This window comes from Sulfuriferula sp. AH1 (assembly GCF_002162035.1).
Taxonomy (GTDB): domain Bacteria; phylum Pseudomonadota; class Gammaproteobacteria; order Burkholderiales; family Sulfuriferulaceae; genus Sulfuriferula.
Genome location: NZ_CP021138.1, coordinates 461,365 through 478,489, shown reverse-complemented (window position 1 = coordinate 478,489; position 17,125 = coordinate 461,365). Strand labels below are relative to the sequence as shown.

General features: G+C 52.5%; 15 protein-coding genes. 6 read left to right on the top strand and 9 right to left on the bottom strand.

All coding sequences use genetic code 11. The features are described 5' to 3' along the window. Positions 1–7 precede the first annotated feature (7 nt). Entirely contained in the window at positions 8–544 is a 537-nt protein-coding gene (locus CAP31_RS02405) for a peroxiredoxin (protein ID WP_087446076.1), read from the top strand. Here CAP31_RS02405 and CAP31_RS02400 read toward each other — a convergent pair. Then, positions 534–1,079, bottom strand: a complete 546-nt coding sequence (locus tag CAP31_RS02400; RefSeq protein WP_087446075.1) for a DinB family protein — start codon at positions 1,077–1,079, stop codon at positions 534–536. The two genes, CAP31_RS02405 and CAP31_RS02400, sit on opposite strands and share 11 nt — an antisense overlap. Continuing rightward, complete coding sequence (locus CAP31_RS02395; protein WP_087446074.1) at positions 1,076–1,585, bottom strand: peroxiredoxin; 510 nt, start codon at positions 1,583–1,585, stop codon at positions 1,076–1,078. The genes CAP31_RS02400 and CAP31_RS02395 overlap by 4 nt, the downstream gene beginning before the upstream one ends. A 109-nt stretch (positions 1,586–1,694) precedes the next feature. Here CAP31_RS02395 and CAP31_RS02390 point away from each other — a divergent pair, with 109 nt between their 5' ends. From CAP31_RS02390 to CAP31_RS02380, 3 genes are all read left to right on the top strand, one after another. Next, the gene (locus CAP31_RS02390) at positions 1,695–2,411 is read left to right on the top strand and encodes a DUF4197 domain-containing protein (RefSeq protein WP_223247340.1); all 717 of its coding nucleotides are present in this window, start codon (positions 1,695–1,697) and stop codon (positions 2,409–2,411) included. 3 nt (positions 2,412–2,414) lie between these two features. Then, positions 2,415–3,161: a type 1 glutamine amidotransferase domain-containing protein gene (locus CAP31_RS02385; protein ID WP_087446072.1), complete on the top strand. Its 747-nt coding sequence runs from the start codon at positions 2,415–2,417 to the stop codon at positions 3,159–3,161. A gap of 159 nt (positions 3,162–3,320) precedes the next feature. Beyond that, the gene (locus tag CAP31_RS02380; RefSeq protein WP_087446071.1) at positions 3,321–7,151 is read left to right on the top strand and encodes an FAD/FMN-binding oxidoreductase; all 3,831 of its coding nucleotides are present in this window, start codon (positions 3,321–3,323) and stop codon (positions 7,149–7,151) included. Between the two features lie 97 nt (positions 7,152–7,248). Here CAP31_RS02380 and aroK read toward each other — a convergent pair whose 3' ends face one another. The 6 genes from aroK to CAP31_RS02350 form a co-directional block, all read right to left on the bottom strand. Further along, positions 7,249–7,785 carry a shikimate kinase AroK gene (gene aroK, locus CAP31_RS02375; RefSeq protein WP_157662629.1) on the bottom strand — a complete coding sequence of 179 codons (537 nt, stop codon included), beginning with the start codon at positions 7,783–7,785 and terminating at the stop codon, positions 7,249–7,251. Positions 7,786–7,864: 79 nt separating this feature from the next. Then, the gene (gene pilQ, locus CAP31_RS02370; protein ID WP_223247339.1) at positions 7,865–10,090 is read right to left on the bottom strand and encodes a type IV pilus secretin family protein; all 2,226 of its coding nucleotides are present in this window, start codon (positions 10,088–10,090) and stop codon (positions 7,865–7,867) included. Positions 10,091–10,103: 13 nt separating this feature from the next. Next, positions 10,104–10,610: a pilus assembly protein PilP gene (locus tag CAP31_RS02365; RefSeq protein WP_087446070.1), complete on the bottom strand. Its 507-nt coding sequence runs from the start codon at positions 10,608–10,610 to the stop codon at positions 10,104–10,106. Beyond that, the gene (locus CAP31_RS02360) at positions 10,607–11,233 is read right to left on the bottom strand and encodes a type 4a pilus biogenesis protein PilO (RefSeq protein ID WP_087446069.1); all 627 of its coding nucleotides are present in this window, start codon (positions 11,231–11,233) and stop codon (positions 10,607–10,609) included. Before CAP31_RS02360 ends, CAP31_RS02365 begins: the two co-directional genes overlap by 4 nt. Further along, a complete protein-coding gene (locus CAP31_RS02355; protein WP_087446068.1) occupies positions 11,230–11,823 on the bottom strand; it encodes a PilN domain-containing protein in 594 nt (197 codons plus the stop codon). The genes CAP31_RS02360 and CAP31_RS02355 overlap by 4 nt, the downstream gene beginning before the upstream one ends. Then, positions 11,820–12,896, bottom strand: coding sequence for a pilus assembly protein PilM (locus CAP31_RS02350; protein ID WP_223247338.1), 1,077 nt, complete (start codon positions 12,894–12,896; stop codon positions 11,820–11,822). Before CAP31_RS02350 ends, CAP31_RS02355 begins: the two co-directional genes overlap by 4 nt. A 185-nt stretch (positions 12,897–13,081) precedes the next feature. Here CAP31_RS02350 and CAP31_RS02345 point away from each other — a divergent pair, with 185 nt between their 5' ends. Then, complete coding sequence (locus CAP31_RS02345) at positions 13,082–15,427, top strand: penicillin-binding protein 1A (RefSeq protein WP_087446066.1); 2,346 nt, start codon at positions 13,082–13,084, stop codon at positions 15,425–15,427. A gap of 10 nt (positions 15,428–15,437) precedes the next feature. Continuing rightward, positions 15,438–16,073 carry a hypothetical protein gene (locus CAP31_RS02340; protein WP_157662628.1) on the top strand — a complete coding sequence of 212 codons (636 nt, stop codon included), beginning with the start codon at positions 15,438–15,440 and terminating at the stop codon, positions 16,071–16,073. On the opposite strand, the gene hemB is transcribed toward CAP31_RS02340, so the two are convergent. Next, entirely contained in the window at positions 16,021–17,034 is a 1,014-nt protein-coding gene (gene hemB, locus CAP31_RS02335; RefSeq protein ID WP_087446064.1) for a porphobilinogen synthase, read from the bottom strand. The genes CAP31_RS02340 and hemB overlap by 53 nt on opposite strands. Positions 17,035–17,125 lie beyond the last annotated feature (91 nt).

Sequence of the window (17,125 nt, the reverse complement as noted above, 5' to 3'; positions counted from 1 at the left end):
CCCCTACATGCTTAAACAATTTGCCAGCCATCCCTGGGTCAGGAAACTCACTCCCAGCCCATTCACCCTGATTTTACTGATTCTGATCGTGTATTTCTGGTTCCGGCCACCGGCCTGGGTATCGGATGAAGATCGCCCCGTCGCCAATGTGGCGATCACCACCACCGATGGGCGGGTGATCCCGCTCGCCTCCTTGCGCGGCAAAGTCGTGGTAGTGAATTTCTGGGCGACCTGGTGCCCGTATTGCCGCCATGAAATGCCCGGCATGCAGGCATTCTACCGCGACTGGCATGCGAAAGGCGTCGAAATTTTGGCGCTGTCGATTGAAGACGACCCGAAACTGGTTGCCCAGTTTATGCAACAGCAGGCTTATACTTTTCCGGCAGGGCTAGCCGATGCCGCCACACAGCAGGCGTTCGGCGAGATCAAAAAAGTCCCGATGTCGTTCGTCATTGATAAAAAGGGAGTGATCCGCCATAAAATCAGCGGTCAGGTATATTACGGCCGGCTCGAAAACCTGGTGACGCCTTTACTCAAGGAATAGCAGCCACTTCGCTCCGGTACGCATCCATCTGGCGCTTGTAATAGACATAGTCCATTTCCAGACTGCGATAACCCAAACGCGTGATGACCGCCGAAATCTGTCCGCGATGATGCACCTGATGCGTCATCATATGGGTAAGGACATCCCGCATCCACATTTGCTGCGGCTCTCCCTTGGTCGTGAAATAGGCCAATTGACGCTCAAAAAACGCATCATCGCATTGCTCCAGCCAAAGCTGTAATTCTCGCGCTTGGGCCTGGGTGACTTCTATCAGCTGATTCCAGTCCGTGTGGGTTATTTTGGCGAAATCCGCAACAAACCTCTCGCCGCGCAAACGCGCAAACCAAAGCCGGTTGACCAGCAATATGTGGTCGACGGTGTGATGTATGCTATCGAAATACAAGCCCTGAGCGCTCGTCAGCAAATCGGCATCCACTCGTCCCAAAGCGGCAAACAGCCTGTCATTCGCCCACTGCTGATAATCGGCCTGCACGACAAAATAACTTTTCCATGCATACGGCGCATTCGCACTCATGAGTGTTTGCCTATGCCGTCAAGATATTGCCGCAGTTTCACAAAATCCAGATCGCCTATGGTCTGCTCGACAATATGCCCATCTGCATCGATCAGGAACGACGTCGGTGTCAATTTGACATCGCCGAACGCATGCGCAATATCGCCCCGGCTATCCATCACCACCGGGAAGGGCAGACCGCGTTCAGCCGCGAACTGCCGCACATGATCGGCAGGATCGTAACTCATGGATACGGCCACCAACTCGAATCCTTTATCGTGGTAACGGGTATAGGTATCAACCAATTGCGGCATTTCCTTGACGCATCCCGGGCAACTCGTCGCCCAAAAATTAACCAGCACCGTTTTGCCGCGCAATTGCGCCAAAGCGACCGGTTTCCCCGACAAATCGGTCATGGTCAAGGCCGGTGCCGCAGGTTTCTGCGTCAGCCCCAGATACAACATCACCGCGAGCACGATGCCCAGAGCAGCAAATACGAATAACTTGTGATATTGTTTGTTACCCATCTCGTTTATATCCTTGAGGAATTTCCATATGCTTAAAGGCCTGCCGAATCGGATTTGCCTTGCGCTTTGCACCACTCCGCAAAACGGCACTGCATGTGCGGCGAATCAAGTGCGGCGAATTCCTGCAATTGTCATCTTTTTTATCGGACTTGTCATCAGCACAGCCACATTGGCAGCCGGCGTCGACAATATCACCGATGCCCAGGCCAATACCGGTTTAAAACAGGCGCTGATACAAGGCGCCAATAACGCCGTCAGCCAGCTTGGCCGTAATGGCGGCTTTCTGGACAATCCGCAAGTCAAAATCCCGTTGCCGCCGGGCCTGCAGAAAGCGGAAGGCGTCATGCGCATGCTGGGGCAGGGCCAGGCCTTTGACGATCTGAACGTTGCGATGAACCGCGCCGCGGAAGCGGCAGTCCCCGCTGCCAGGACTTTACTCATAAATGCTGTCAAGAATATGACGCTGACCGATGCGAAGGGCATCCTCACTGGCGGCGACACCGCAGGAACCGAATATTTCCGCCGAAATTCGGAGACCAGGCTGCAGCAGACATTCCTGCCCATCGTAAGCCGTTACACCCGAAAACTCGGATTGGCGCAACAGTATAACCAGCTGGCAGGGCAAGCCGCCCAGGTCGGACTGGTTAATCAGCAGGATGCCAATATAGAGCGTTATATTACCCAAAAAGCGCTCGATGGCCTGTATCTGACGATCGGCAATGAGGAAAAATCCTTGCGCGCCGATCCGGTACAATACACCAGCAACATCGCAAGCAAATACAGCAGCACTCTTTTAAAAACAGTATTCGGCGCGTTACAGCAATAACCTATGGCACATGTTCTTTTCATCCTCACCGCGGCCGACAGTCTGCCGCTCAATGACGGTACCATGATGGCCACCGGTTTCTGGGCACAGGAATTTGTCCCTGCGCACCATTTATTCCTGGAACACGGCCACCAGATCAGCATCGCCACACCCAAAGGCAAGCCTGCGATGCTGGATGAAAACTGCTTTGCCCCCGAATTCCATGGCCACGACATGGGACGCATCCTTAATCTGCGCGAGCAGCTGGACGAGATCGACGCCTGGCGTACGCCGTTGTCGCTGGAACGCATCGCCCTTACCGGCGTGAAATACGATGCGGTCTTTTTCCCGGGCGGACACGGCCCCATGGTCGATCTGATTGATTCCGCAGCTGCCGGCACGCTGGTGAAGCGCACTCTGGCCAATCATGGACTGATCGGCGCCATCTGCCATGGCCCCGCCGGCCTGATCCCTGCCCAGCATGAAGGCCACTGGCTGTTTGCAGGTTACCAGCTCACCTGTTTCAGTCCTGAAGAAGAGCAGCTCGCGGGATTAAGCCAGCGCCTGCCCGACCTGCTGGCAGACCAATTGGCTGCTCTGGGCGGCAAACTGAGTTTCGCCGCGCCCGGTACCGAACATGTCGTCATCGACCGCCAGCTTTATACCGGACAGAATCCTGCCTCGGCCGATAAGCTGGCTTATCACATGGCGCGACGGCTTAAGAAAATGGGCTCGTTGAACAAGAATGCATGCGATGCACCCTGTGATTAGGGGAAGCATAAATCCGCTGCCTGCTTCGTCAAAAACAGTATCAAACTACTTTTGTTGCTTGAAAGCATAGGCGTACCGCATTTAACCTGCACATTGAAATGGTTATATATCGCGCGAGTTGCTGTTAAAATAGCACTTTGGTAATCACCGCTCGTGCTCATGAACAGCCCACGCTTACGCGAAATTCCCTATAACTACACTTCGTTTTCCGACCGCGAGATCGTCATTCGCCTGTTGGGAAATGACGCATGGACCATACTCAATCAGCTCCGCGACGAACGCCGTACCGGTCGTTCAGCGCGCATGTTATTCGAGGTGCTGGGCGATATCTGGGTGGTGTCACGCAACCCCTACCTGCAAGATGACTTGCTCGCCAATCCCAAACGGCTTGCAGCACTCATCGAAGCCCTCAATCATCGACTCAACGAAATCGAATCCAGACGCCAGGATAATGCGCTGGTAGCCCCTGTGCTGTCCGCCGCGCGGCAGGCCATCGTCGATTTCGAGGCCGGCTTTGCGCGCACGCTGCAATTGCGCCGCGATGTCATCAAGAAACTTGCGCGTCATACCCGCCGTGACAACATCCAGTTCGATGGCCTGGCGCGCGTATCCCACGTCACCGATGCAACCGACTGGCGAGTCGAATACCCGTTTGTCGTACTCAATCCCGATACCGAAGCCGAAATCGCTCATCTGGTAAAAGGCTGCATTGAATTAGGATTGACCATCATTCCTCGTGGTGGCGGCACGGGTTATACCGGCGGTGCCATCCCGCTCGACAAATACTCGGCTGTGATCAACACCGAAAAACTGGAGGCGCTTTCCAGCGTGGAAGTATTGCGTCTGGCCGGAGCTGACCGCGATTACGCCACCATCCATTGCGGCGCAGGGGTAGTGACCCGGCGCGTAATGGAAGCCGCCGATGCGGCAGGACTGGTATTCGCAGTTGATCCCACCTCGGCAGATGCGTCGTGCATAGGCGGTAATGTTGCAATGAACGCCGGTGGTAAAAAGGCCGTATTGTGGGGCACTGCGCTTGACAATCTGGTGTCCTGGCGCATGGTGACGCCCGATGCCGAATGGCTGGAAATTACCCGCATCGGCCATAATTTCGGCAAGATCCACGATGCGGAAATGGCACGTTTCGAAGTGCGCCGTTATGCCATTGATGGCGTAACACCCGTTGCCGAACCGGAAATACTCGCGATACCGGGCCAGCATTTCCGCAAGGTCGGCCTGGGCAAGGATGTCACCGACAAGTTTCTGGCCGGCCTTCCTGGCATACAGAAAGAAGGCTGCGACGGCATCATCACCTCGGCCCGCTTCATCCTGCACAAGCTGCCCGCACACACACGCACCGTTTGCCTGGAATTCTTTGGCCAGGTCCGTGACGCGGTGCCTGCCATCGTCGAGATCAAGGATTATCTGGACGCCCATCCCGATGCCATCCTGGCGGGACTGGAACATCTGGATGCGCGTTACATCAAGGCTGTCGGCTATGCGACCAAGGCTAACCGCAATCATCGGCCCAACATGGTATTGCTGGCCGATGTCGTATCGGACAGTGAAACCGCTTGCGGTGAAGCTGCCGCCCATATTGTGCAGCTTGCCAACGCCCGCGGCGGCGAAGGGTTCGTGGCTGTCAGCGTCGAGGCTCGGCGGAAATTCTGGCTGGATCGCGCGCGTACTGCCGCCATTGCCGCTCACACCAATGCTTTCAAGATCAATGAGGATGTGGTCATTCCGCTGCCGCGACTGGCTGACTATTCAGATGGCATAGAACGCATCAACATCGAGCTGTCCACCCGGAACAAGCTGGCATTGATTGATGCCCTGCTCGAATTCTTCCAGAGCGAATTACCGTTATTCAGCGACGAAGATACCGTCGCCGACCCGCAAATGACGGAACAGCGCCGGGCCCGCACACTTGAGATGCTGAACAAGACACGCACGCGCTGGAAGTGGCTGCTTGCCCATCTCGACGACTCGCCGGCGACTGCAGAGCTCGGCATCGCCACCACCGAAATGATCGGGGCCAATACCCACACAAGCGTATTCCATGCGTTGCAGGACCACACCATCCGCGTATCGTGGAAACGCGAAGTACGCCGTGAGATACATCAGATTTTTGTCGGCCGCGAATACCAGCCTATTCTGGACAAATGCGACGAGATTCATCTGGCGATACGCAAGAGCCGGGTATTCGTGGCGTTACACATGCATGCCGGCGATGGCAATGTGCATACCAATCTGCCGGTCAATTCCGATGATTATGCCATGCTGCAAACTGCGAACGCTGCCGTGGCGCGCATCATGCAACTGGCCGGCGATCTTGGTGGCGTGATTTCCGGCGAGCATGGCATCGGCCTGACCAAAATGGAGTATCTGGAAGAGGCTGCCATAGACAGTTTTGTCCAATATAAAAACAAGGTAGACCCGGAAGGCCGTTTTAACAAAGGCAAACTGCTGCCCGGCGCCGACCTGCGCAACGCCTATACCCCGAGCTTTTCGCTGCTGGAAACCGAATCGCTGATCATGGAAAAATCCGAGATCGGCGAAATCGCCGACTCGATCAAGGATTGCTTGCGTTGCGGCAAATGCAAGCCGGTTTGCAATACCCATATCCCGCGTGCAAATTTGCTTTATTCGCCGCGCAACAAGATTCTGGCCACCTCGTTGCTGATCGAGGCGTTCCTGTACGAGGAACAGACCCGGCGCGGCATATCGATCAAGCATTTCGACGAATTCGGCGATGTTGCCGATCATTGCACGGTATGCCATAAATGTCTCAATCCGTGCCCGGTGAATATCGATTTTGGCGATGTTTCCATTGCGATGCGCAATTTCCTGCGCAAGCAGGGGAAGAAGAAATTCAATCCCGGGACGTCTGCTAGCATGTTCTTCCTCAATGCCACCGATCCGACTACGATCAAGCTGACCCGCAAGATCATGATAGAATGGGGCTACAAAGCACAGCGTCTGGGTTACCAATTCGGTAAAAGAATCGGCCTGATTAAGGCGCAAACCGCACATCCGCCGGCCACTTTAGGCAAAGCACCGATTAAGGCACAAGTGATTCATTTCATCAACAAGCCCATGCCCGGCGGTCTGCCAAAGAAAACCAGCCGCGCCTTATTAGGGCTGGAAGATGCCAAGATTGTGCCGGTCATTCGCAATCCGGCAAAAGTCACCGAGGATTCGGATGCGGTATTCTATTTCCCCGGCTGCGGTTCGGAACGTCTGTTTTCGCAGGTAGGGCTGGCAACACAGGCCATGCTGTTTGAACTGGGTGCGCAAACCGTCCTGCCGCCCGGATATCTGTGCTGCGGTTATCCGCAAACTTCTGGCGGTCAGGCGGATAAAGGGGAGGCGATCACCACAGAAAATCGCGTGCTGTTCCATCGTGTTGCCAATACGCTCAATTATCTGGATATCAAAACAGTAATCGTATCGTGCGGCACCTGCATGGATCAATTACTCAAGTACCAGTTCGAGAAAATATTCCCCGGCTGCCGTCTGCTTGACATCCACGAATATTTGATGGAAAAAGGATTGAAACTCGATGGTGTTTCCGGCACGCGCTATATGTATCATGATCCTTGCCATACTCCCATGAAGACATATCAACCGCTGAAAGTCGTGAATCAGCTCATGGGCGAACCCGTCACGCTATCCGACCGCTGCTGTGGCGAATCAGGCACGCTCGCGGTCACCCGCCCAGACATTTCCACACAGGTTCGCTTCCGCAAGGAAGAAGAAATCCGCAAAGCCGTCGGGGAAATCCGTGCCGATTCCGGCGCGGCAACACCCGTGAAAATACTAACCGCCTGTCCTTCCTGCCTGCAGGGCCTGGCGCGCTACGACAATGATGCTGACACTACTACGGATTACATCGTGGTCGAAATGGCCAAAAAGCTGTTAGGTGACAACTGGATGGAAAATTATATCGAGCAAGCCAATCACGGCGGCATAGAACGCGTATTGTTATAGTCGTGCACCAGCCGGAGTCGGTGCATATGCTGCTCTGGCTGGTTGAATTTCCGAGCGAGGATCGGTGCATGACCCTTGGACCGCCGCGTTTCTGGCCTTATTTGGCAGAAACTGATTTCGCAGTTAAATATTGCACCAGCTGCTGTACCAGCACATTGACATTCTGCCGGCCGGTATCGACGATGACATCGGCTATCTCCCGGTACAAGGGGTCCCGCTGCGCATACAGCTCACGCAAACGCGCCTTGGGATCCTGGGTTTGCAATAACGGACGATTACGATCATGTCGAGTACGCTGCCACAACTCATCCACCGTACCACGCAAATAAACCACTGTGCCGTGCTGCTTTAATTGCTCGCGATTAGCCGGACTGATGATCGCCCCACCGCCTGTCGCCAATATCACTCCATCAAGCCGGGTCAGTTCGGCAATCATTTGCTCTTCCCGCTTGCGGAAGCCGGCCTCACCCTCTACTTCGAATATCATGGGAATAGTCACGCCGGTACGGCGCACGATCTCATGATCAGTATCATAGAATGGACGGCGCAGCTGTTTGGATAGCAATTTACCGACAGTGGTCTTGCCCGACCCCATCAGGCCAACAAGATAAATATTGTTATTTTGGTTGTTCATACGAAGATTGTAGCGCAAGCCCTGTACTTAACAAATAAAAAGGCGGGGATTACCCGCCTTTTTATTTGCTGCAAAAAATTTATTTAAAGCTCAAATCCTCTTTAACGATGCGTGGCGTCAGGAATACCAACAATTCGGTCTTATTATTCTGCTTGTTGGAGGTCTTGAATAAATTACCCAGCACAGGAATGTCACCCAAAAGCGGTATTTTAGAAACGTTATTCACAGTTTGCTGTTCATAAATACCGCCTAATACTGCAGTTTCCCCGTTATTAATACGAATCTGAGTCTTCACCCGCTTGGTGTCAATCGGATAAGCCACACCACCGCCACCTAGCTGCACAGCTTGGCCCTGAGCATCCTTTTGCACTTCGACAGTCAGAATTACCGAATCATTATTCAGAATCTGCGGATTAACCAGCAGGCACAGGAATGCGTCCTTGAATGTCACTGTCGCTGGCGAATTAGCAGTACCCGGGGTCACGTTAGGAATCTGTATACCCTGCAGAATCACTGCCGGTTTCTGATTTGCAGTAATAATCCGCGGACTGGAAATGATTTTCCCGCGGTTATCGGCCTCCAAAGCCGAAAGCTCCAGGCTTAACAGAGCACCACTACCCAAGTTCAACAATGAGAGGCCCAAAGTACCTGGTGTGCCATTGCCGACATTCGCAGCTGGCAAGTCAACGTTGAAGGGCGCAGTGCCAACCGCACCGGAAGTTGTCGCGGCAGATGCATTGGCTGCAGTGTTCGCGTAGCCGATACGATTTCCAGCCAGTATCCCTTGCTGCACGCCAAATCGCGCACCCAATTGGCGACTGAAAGTATCATTGGCAACCACCACACGCGCTTCTATCATTACCTGCTTCGCCGGTGTATCGATCAGCTTCAGCATTTCGGCCACTTCAGCCTGTTTGCTTGGAATGTCATTCACAATCAGCGTATTGGTTTGCGATTCAGAAGTTGCACTACCTCTTGCTGACAAAATGCGATTAGGATTGGCAACTGTCGTTGTGGGAGTAACCGCAGTTAATATCGGCTTGTCCGCTTTTACCCCTTGCGCCTGGGCGGAACAGCTCACATCCTCGCCTGTATCACCGGGGGCGGGTGGCAATCCCAGCAAGACACGTGCAGCCTGATCAGCCTTCTTGTAATTCAACTGATACTGGCGCACCACTAATGGCTCCAGGGCTTCCATGCTCTGGCGGGATTCCAGTTCACTCTTTTCTTTGGCGATCAACTCATCTTTGGGCGCGACCCAAATCACATTGCCATTTTCACGCTTATCCAGACCTTTGCTCTGCAAGATGATGTCAAGCGCCTGATCCCATGGCACGTCCTTAAGACGCAAAGTCAGGTTTCCAGTTACCGTATCGCTGGTAATGATATTCTTGCCGGTAAAGTCGGCAATCACCTGCAATACCGAACGGACTTCGACGTTCTGGAAATTCAACGAAAGTTTCTCGCCTACATATTTTGGCCGAACGCCCGCAGCCTTGCCTGCAGTATCCTCGACCTTGGCTCGCACCTCGATAATGAACTGATTATCAGCCTGATAAGCTGAATATTCGTACTCTCCCTTGGGCGTGATCGTCATCTTGACGTTATTGCCGCGGCCTTCGGTTTCCACAAACTGAACAGGCGTACCGAAATCGGTAACATCAAGGCGCCGCTGCAAATTACGCGCAATATCGGTACTCATAAAATCGACTGACAAACCGTTGCCCTGTTTACGGATGTCGATACCGGTCGAACTGTCCGAAAGAGTCGCAATCACACGGCCTTCACCACCTGCCCCGCGACGGAAATCTATGTCTTTTATAGTGTGCTTGCCCGCACCCACAACCGGTTCGGCAAATCGTGGGGTCACGTTGCTGGTAGTTTGGCTATCGGACTCTTGCAAGGTAATGAATAGTGCATTCCCGTCAATTCGGGTTTCATATTGCGCCGGTTTGGAAAGATTCAGTACCAGACGTGTCCGCTCTCCCGCCTGAACCACATTAATGGAGCGCAACGGCCCCTGATTGACATTAACCGTATTTTTACCCAAACCGTTAGCCGTGTTTGCAAGATCGAGCGCCACACGCGGGGGATTGTTTACCGTAAAGCCCGCTGGCGTATTTTGCAGATTCTGTTTTAGACCCACTTTCACTAACAGTTTGCCACCCTCCAATGTAGAGAAATCAACGGTGTCCACACTATTCGTTGTCTCGGCATTTGCCAGCTGTACATTCAGTAGCATGACCAGCATCATGGCGATATATATTGTTAAACGATGGCTCATTTGCACGATTTTTGTTTTCATTTGGTCATACTCCTTATTGTTCTTGCAACGTCAGCGTGCTATCGCGCTCCGCCCAATCACCAGTACTGTCTTGCACAATTTCTTTTAATTTCACTTCGGTATCGGTTATCGCAACCACCTTGCCAAAATTCTGCCCCAGATAATTGCCTGTCCGAACCCGATAAATAGTGTTCTCAGGTGTTTTAATCACTGCATAGATAGCATTCTTTTGTTTCAAAACACCGACCATCTTCAATGTTTCCAACGCAAAGGATTCCAACGGCTCTTTTGGCCTGGTCATATCCGGTTGCGCACCGCCGCCACCGCCAGCGCTCGGCTTCAATTTGCGCGGCTTGAATGGATCCGGCAATTCAAAAGCGTTATACGCGAAAGGCTGGTAAGGCCGCATTTCCGGCAACGCTTCCACCTTACCCCGCAAATTGGCTCCCGATTCCTTCACGAATTGAGTCAAATCATCATGACCGCTCCCCGAGCAGGCGGCCAAACTCAATAACGCAGCAACAGTTATCAGCTGTTTCATTTTTTAACGTCCCCCTTTTTATTGCTTTTATTTTGGGCCGCAAGTTCGTCTTCATCCAGATAGCGATAAGTCTTGATTGTCGCATTCATGTAAAGATTGCCATCCTTATCCGGACCGATATCCAGGTCATGCAGGGTAACTATGCGCGACAGTTGAGAAATGTCGCTCGCAAAAGCGCCGAAGTCGTGATATGCGCCGGTTACACGAATACTGATAGGCAATTCAGCATAAAAATCCTTCGGCGTCTCGGTGCCCGGCCTGAATAACTCAAACTGCAATCCACGCCCCAGTCCTGCCTGGTTAATGTCGCTTAACAAGGCATCCATTTGGGATTTATTGGGGAGCTGCTTCAGCAAAGCGCCAAAAGAGTGGTCGATATCGTTGAGTTGTTGCTTGTAAATATCCAGATTAACTGCCTGACGTTTCTTATTCATGAAGCTGTCGCGCAAAGTCATTTCTTCTTGCTGTGCGGCATTCACACTATCCAGCTGTCCACTCCATAAAAACCAGTATCCAAAGAACACAATCACGGCTAGCGCAACAGCCAGGACAATCGTCTTGATCGACATGGGCGCATTTGCCAGATCTTTCAAATTGAGGTTATTTAAATCATTGAAATTCATGACTTACCTCCGGCTGCCTGCTTATTATTAGTCTCTGTGTTTTCAGTACCGGGTTGCACCAACTGTACATTCAAGCTGAATTCATTTGCGCGCAGACCTTGTACTGTCGCCGCCTTGATTTCGACCAATGTCGAACCATCCAGCCATGGTGAAGCATCCAGATTACGCATCAGCGTAGATACCCGCGCACTGGACTGAGCGTAGCCTTGCAAATTGACCGAATTTCCAGTCTGCTTGATGGATTTCAGATAAACGCCCTCAGGCAATTGCCTGACCAACTGATCCAGCAAATGAACCGATTCGGAACGATTGGTCTGCAAAGTTTCAACGACCTGCTTACGTGCCAGCAAAGCCTGAGTCTGCTCTTTAAGTTTCTTAATATCGGCAATGTCTTTATCCAGCTTGGCAATTTCGCTTTTAAGATACTCATTCCGTGCCTGCTGATTTGCGATCCGCGCCTCCAAGGTCAGATAACCCAATATGACTATGGCCAGACCCAATGCAGCAACTGCACCCAGCATCAGAGTAAAATGCCGCAAGCGTGCGGCACGCTGCATTTCGCGATAAGGAAGTAAATTGATACGTATCATGCTGGATCAAACCTCCGCATTGCTAATCCGCAAGCCACCATCAGGGCAGGGGCATCGACGGCCAATTTGGCAGCCAGAACGCGAGACGACAGAACCATGCCGACAAATGGATTGGCAACCAGAGTACTGGCTTCGGTGCGATTGGCGACGGCTTCATCCAATCCGGGAATCACTGCGCAACCGCCTGCCAGCACCACATGATCAACTTTGATATAAGAGGTTGAGGAGAAAAACAACTGCAATGCCCTGCTTATTTCCAGGGCTAGGGTCTCGGTAAAAGGCTGCAATACTTCCAGGGCGTAATTCTCGGGCAATTTCCCTTTGCGTTTTGCCTTTTCTGCTTCTTCGGAGGACATCCCGTATCGACGCTGTATTTCCTGCGTCAGCTGGTTCCCCCCGAATGATTGCTCGCGCGAGTAAACCATCACATTGTTAACAAACACCATGATATGCATGGTTGTCGCACCGATATCTATCAATGCAACCGATTGTCCGTCCCCGCCATCCGGCAACACGTGCGCCATGCCTTCGTAAGCGGTCTGGCTGGCATTAAATTCCGCATCCATGACCAGGACTTTCAATCCGGCCGATTCGGCCACCGCCACACGATCTTCCACTTTTTCCTTGCGACTGGCGACGATCAATACTTCCACATCTTCCGGCGAATTAGCGGACGGCCCCAACACCTGGAAATCCAGGTTTACTTCATCCAGCGCAAACGGTATCGCCTGATTGGCTTCCGCCTCAACCTGGATTTCCATATCCGTTTCAGACAGGGTTACAGGCAAAATGATTTTCTTGGTGATCACCGCCGCAGCCGGCAAAGCCAATGCCACATGCCGGGTACGCGTACCCATGCTTGCCCAGGCGCGCTTCATCGCTTCCACCACCTCGTCCATTTTTGCGATGTTTCCCTCCACTACCGCATCTTTGGATAAAGGCTCGATGACATATCGTTCGATACAACGCTGATTGCGACCAGCATCGCTTAATTCCACCATTTTGATAGCGGACGAACTGATATCGACGCCTATCATGGGTGGGGATTTTATTTTGAGGAAGTCGAACTGCAACAGAAATCCCTTTTTTATTTAATGGTTAGGAAACAAATCAACAATTCACGTTAAAGACTATCAGCAACTTACTAGAGTGTAAACTATTTTTTTATTACGATTTCGAACTATTCATCATTTTGCTAATCGCATGGATTTCGCATCTATAATGTCGTTCAGAACGTTCTAAAATTGGATTATCCTTCATGCTCAAATCGCACTGGCGTTATATTGTAGCCATACTTGTTGGCTTTATTGTTCTCGCAGTTTCGTTAGCGCTATTAACTGTCGCATTAATCTACCCTAAATTACCAAGCCTGGATACGCTCACCGACTATCAACCCAAAATACCGATGCGGATATACACGGCTGACGGCGCATTGATCGCCGAATTTGGTGCCGAGCATCGAGCAGTGGTCGATTTGGCAAAAACACCAAAAGTCCTGCAGCATGCCATTCTGGCAGCAGAAGATGACAGATTCTATCAACATGGCGGCGTCGATACCATGGGAGTATTGCGCGCGGCATTAAGCAACCTCACTGCCGGCGGTGCAAAAGAAGGCGCATCCACCATTACCATGCAGGTGGCACGCAATTTCTTTCTGTCGAGCGAGAAAACGCTTACGCGCAAATTGAATGAAGCCCTGCTCGCGATCAAAATCGAACACACCTTAAGCAAGGATCAGATTCTCACGCTGTATATCAACCAGATTTATCTGGGCCAGCGCGCGTATGGCTTCGGTGCTGCCTCCATGGCTTACTTCGGCAAACCGCTGGAAAAGATCAATCTGGCCGAGGCGGCCATGCTGGCAGGATTGCCTAAAGCCCCATCGCGCTATAACCCGGTAGTGAATCTACCTCGAGCACAGGCTCGTCAGCACTATGTGCTGCACCGCATGCTGGAGCTGCATTATATTGATGACGCCCAATATCAGGCCGCAATCAGCCAGCCGCTGATAATCCGCAATGCGAAAGAAGCCGGCAATGAAGTTGACGCCGACTATGTTGCAGAAATGATACGCCAGGCAATGTATGACCGATATCAGGACGCGATCTACACCAATGGGATAAAGGTCTACACTACGCTGCGCAAACGTGATCAGGATGTCGCCAACCTCGCTCTTTGGCAGGGGGTAGAGGAATATGACCATCGTCATGGATATCGCGGCGCAGAAGGCAACATTCCCTTGCCTGCCGACCCGCAATCCCTGCAAAATGATCTGGATAACGCTTTGCAGGACACTCAGCCAGTCCACGACCTGGTTCCTGCCGTCGTTTTGGCCGCCAATGCCAAGCGTGTGCATGCATACGTCAAGGACGTTGGCGAGATTGATGTACGCGGGGACGGCTTGAAATTCGCCCAGCGTTTATTGACCAGTCCGTCACAGAACAAACTCGCGTTGCACACGGGCTCATTGATCCGCGTGCAAAAAATCGCCGGCACCGACAAATGGCGCATTACCCAACTGCCGCAAGTTGAAGCAGCTTTCGTTTCACTGGATCCCAAAACAGGCGCCATCAGGTCTTTAGTGGGCGGAATCGACTACAACAAGAATAAATTCAATCATGTCACGCAAGCATGGCGTCAACCCGGCTCGACATTCAAGCCATTCATCTACTCTGCAGCGCTGGAAAAAGGCTTTACCGCCGCAACACTGGTAGAAGATGAACCCATCACCATCAGCCCCGCAGAAACCGGCGGCGTATTATGGGAACCCAAGAATTATGAAGGCGATTACTCCGGCATTGTCAGCGTCAGACAGGCATTGACCAAGTCGCTCAATTTGCCGACCATACGTATTCTGCAAGCCATTACCCCGGCTTACGCCCGGGACTACGTCCAACGCTTTGGATTCGATGCTTCACGTCAACCCCCTTATCTGACGCTGGCGCTCGGCGCAGGGTCGGTGACACCAATTCAACTGGCTTCGGCTTATGCGGTATTTGCCAATGCCGGCCAGCAAACCAAGCCGTATTTAATCGACCACATCGTTGACCAAAATGGAAAAACCATTATGAAGACGATTCCGGAAGCAGCCAAACCGGCCATTGACCCACGCAATGCATTCATTATTACCAGTCTCATGCAGGATGTCGTCAGACGAGGCACAGCGGCCAAAGTGGCGCAGCTGGGCCGCAACGATTTGGCCGGCAAAACCGGAACAACCAATGACCAGGTCGATGCATGGTTTGCGGGTTTCCAGCCTTCTCTGGTCGCCGTTGCCTGGATAGGTTTCGATCAGCCGCGCACTCTCGGCAGAGGCGAAACAGGCGCGCAAGCCGCGCTGCCAATGTGGATGAAATACATGGGCGAAATACTGAAAGGCGTACCGCAGGCCCCTTTCACAGCACCCAAGGGCGTCGTTACCGTCCCCATCAATCCTTTGACCGGACTGCCTGTTCCCGATGGAGAACAGGGAACGCCTGAATATTTCTATCAGGAGGCGGTACCGATGCCTGCCGTCAGCACGCCTGCGCCGGACAACAGCGGAGAAACTCCGGCTGATCCCAGCAGTCCTGACACCACCGGAGCGGGAAATCCCTTAATTTAATTTGATGATCATGAAAGCCAACCCGATCAGAGAACGTGTCGCCCAACTGGCGGCACAATTAATGCACGAGCACGGGATACAGGACTTTGCACTGGCCAAACGCAAGGCGGCGCGCCAACTGGGCATTGCCGAAGCCCATCATCTGCCTGGCAATATCGAGATCGAAACCGCCTTGAAAGATTATCTGGCCTTATTTCATCACGATACGCATCCGGCAGTACTTCGGCAACTCAGGGAAATCGCGATTGAAACCATGGAGATGCTCAGGGATTTCAATCCGTACCTCACGGGTGCGGTGCTCAATGGCACCGCAAACGAGCACTCGGATATCCAGATCGAGCTGTATACCGATAACGAGAAAGAAGTCGAGCTGTATCTACTGAATCAAGGCATCCAGTTTAAACAAGGGCAACGTCAAATCACCCATCAAGGCAACCGCAAGCAAATCCCCTGTTTCATCCTGAATGCCCAGGCCTGCGATATCTACATTAGCATCCACGCCCGAGCCGGATACGCAATGCACCGCGCGCAAGCGCGAATGAACCGCTTAAGCGCGCGTCACTCAGCCAGGTGCAGGCGCTCGCCACCGGCGATTAGCATAGCGGATCCCGCAACCATTCTGCGGCGTCCATCGCAAAATAGGTAAGAATGCCATCCGCGCCGGCACGCTTGAATGCAACCAGCGATTCCAGTACGCACTTCTTCTCGTCCAGCCAGCCATTCTGCGCAGCCGCTTTAAGCATCGCATACTCACCACTCACCTGATATACGTAAGTAGGTGCGGCAAACGTGTCTTTCACCCTGCGAACGATGTCCAGATAAGGCATACCGGGCTTGACCATGACCATATCCGCGCCTTCCTGCAGATCCATCGCCACTTCACGCAGCGCTTCGTCGCTATTCGCAGGATCCATTTGATAGGTTTCCTTGCTGCTCACTCCCAGATTGGCTGCCGAACCTACTGCATCGCGGAACGGTCCATAAAACCCGGATGCATATTTTGCCGAATAAGCCAGAATACGGGTATAAATAAATTCGCGCTCATCCAGACCATGACGTATCGCAGCGATTCTGCCGTCCATCATATCGGAAGGGGCGACCACATCGGCGCCGGCAGCAGCGTGTGTTTGCGCCTGACGCACCAGCACAGCCACGGTTTCATCATTCAATACATAACCATTCGCATCAATCAAACCATCCTGGCCATGGCTGGTATAAGGGTCGAGCGCAATATCAGTAATTATGCCGAGCTGCGGGAAGGCCTGCTTCAGGGCTCGTACCGTATTCGGAACCAGACCATCCGGATTGTAAGCTTCAGCGGCATCCAATGATTTCAGCGCAGCATCTATCACAGGGAAAATTGCCATGGCGGGAATACCCAATTCCACGCATCTGGCCGCGACTGGCAATAACCGGTCCAACGACAAACGCAGCACTTCCGGCATGGATGCCACAGCCTCGCTACGATTGGTACCGGGAAGAACGAACACCGGATAAATAAGATCATTAACGGTCAGGACATTTTCCTGCATCAAGCGCCTGGAAAAGTCATCATGCCGCATCCGACGCAAACGGGTATGGGGATAACCCAAATTAAAATTACTCATAATTTTTCAGCCACTCAAAAAATATTGAACTTTCTTAAAACACGATCATCTTACCATCCAGATAGCATTTGTTGCTGTCTCCCGCTTCTCC

What these genes read in the sequence shown, in the direction of transcription:
- CAP31_RS02365 (WP_087446070.1), bottom strand. Translation starts at nt 10,610, where the DNA reads ATGAAACAGCTGATAACTGTTGCTGCGTTATTGAGTTTGGCCGCCTGC.
- CAP31_RS02385 (WP_087446072.1), top strand. Translation starts at nt 2,415, where the DNA reads ATGGCACATGTTCTTTTCATCCTCACCGCGGCCGACAGTCTGCCGCTC.
- pilQ (WP_223247339.1), bottom strand. Translation starts at nt 10,090, where the DNA reads ATGAAAACAAAAATCGTGCAAATGAGCCATCGTTTAACAATATATATC.
- hemB (WP_087446064.1), bottom strand. Translation starts at nt 17,034, where the DNA reads ATGAGTAATTTTAATTTGGGTTATCCCCATACCCGTTTGCGTCGGATG.
- CAP31_RS02360 (WP_087446069.1), bottom strand. Translation starts at nt 11,233, where the DNA reads ATGAATTTCAATGATTTAAATAACCTCAATTTGAAAGATCTGGCAAAT.
- CAP31_RS02355 (WP_087446068.1), bottom strand. Translation starts at nt 11,823, where the DNA reads ATGATACGTATCAATTTACTTCCTTATCGCGAAATGCAGCGTGCCGCA.
- CAP31_RS02340 (WP_157662628.1), top strand. Translation starts at nt 15,438, where the DNA reads ATGAAAGCCAACCCGATCAGAGAACGTGTCGCCCAACTGGCGGCACAA.
- aroK (WP_157662629.1), bottom strand. Translation starts at nt 7,785, where the DNA reads ATGAACAACCAAAATAACAATATTTATCTTGTTGGCCTGATGGGGTCG.
- CAP31_RS02345 (WP_087446066.1), top strand. Translation starts at nt 13,082, where the DNA reads ATGCTCAAATCGCACTGGCGTTATATTGTAGCCATACTTGTTGGCTTT.
- CAP31_RS02400 (WP_087446075.1), bottom strand. Translation starts at nt 1,079, where the DNA reads ATGAGTGCGAATGCGCCGTATGCATGGAAAAGTTATTTTGTCGTGCAG.
- CAP31_RS02395 (WP_087446074.1), bottom strand. Translation starts at nt 1,585, where the DNA reads ATGGGTAACAAACAATATCACAAGTTATTCGTATTTGCTGCTCTGGGC.
- CAP31_RS02380 (WP_087446071.1), top strand. Translation starts at nt 3,321, where the DNA reads ATGAACAGCCCACGCTTACGCGAAATTCCCTATAACTACACTTCGTTT.
- CAP31_RS02405 (WP_087446076.1), top strand. Translation starts at nt 8, where the DNA reads ATGCTTAAACAATTTGCCAGCCATCCCTGGGTCAGGAAACTCACTCCC.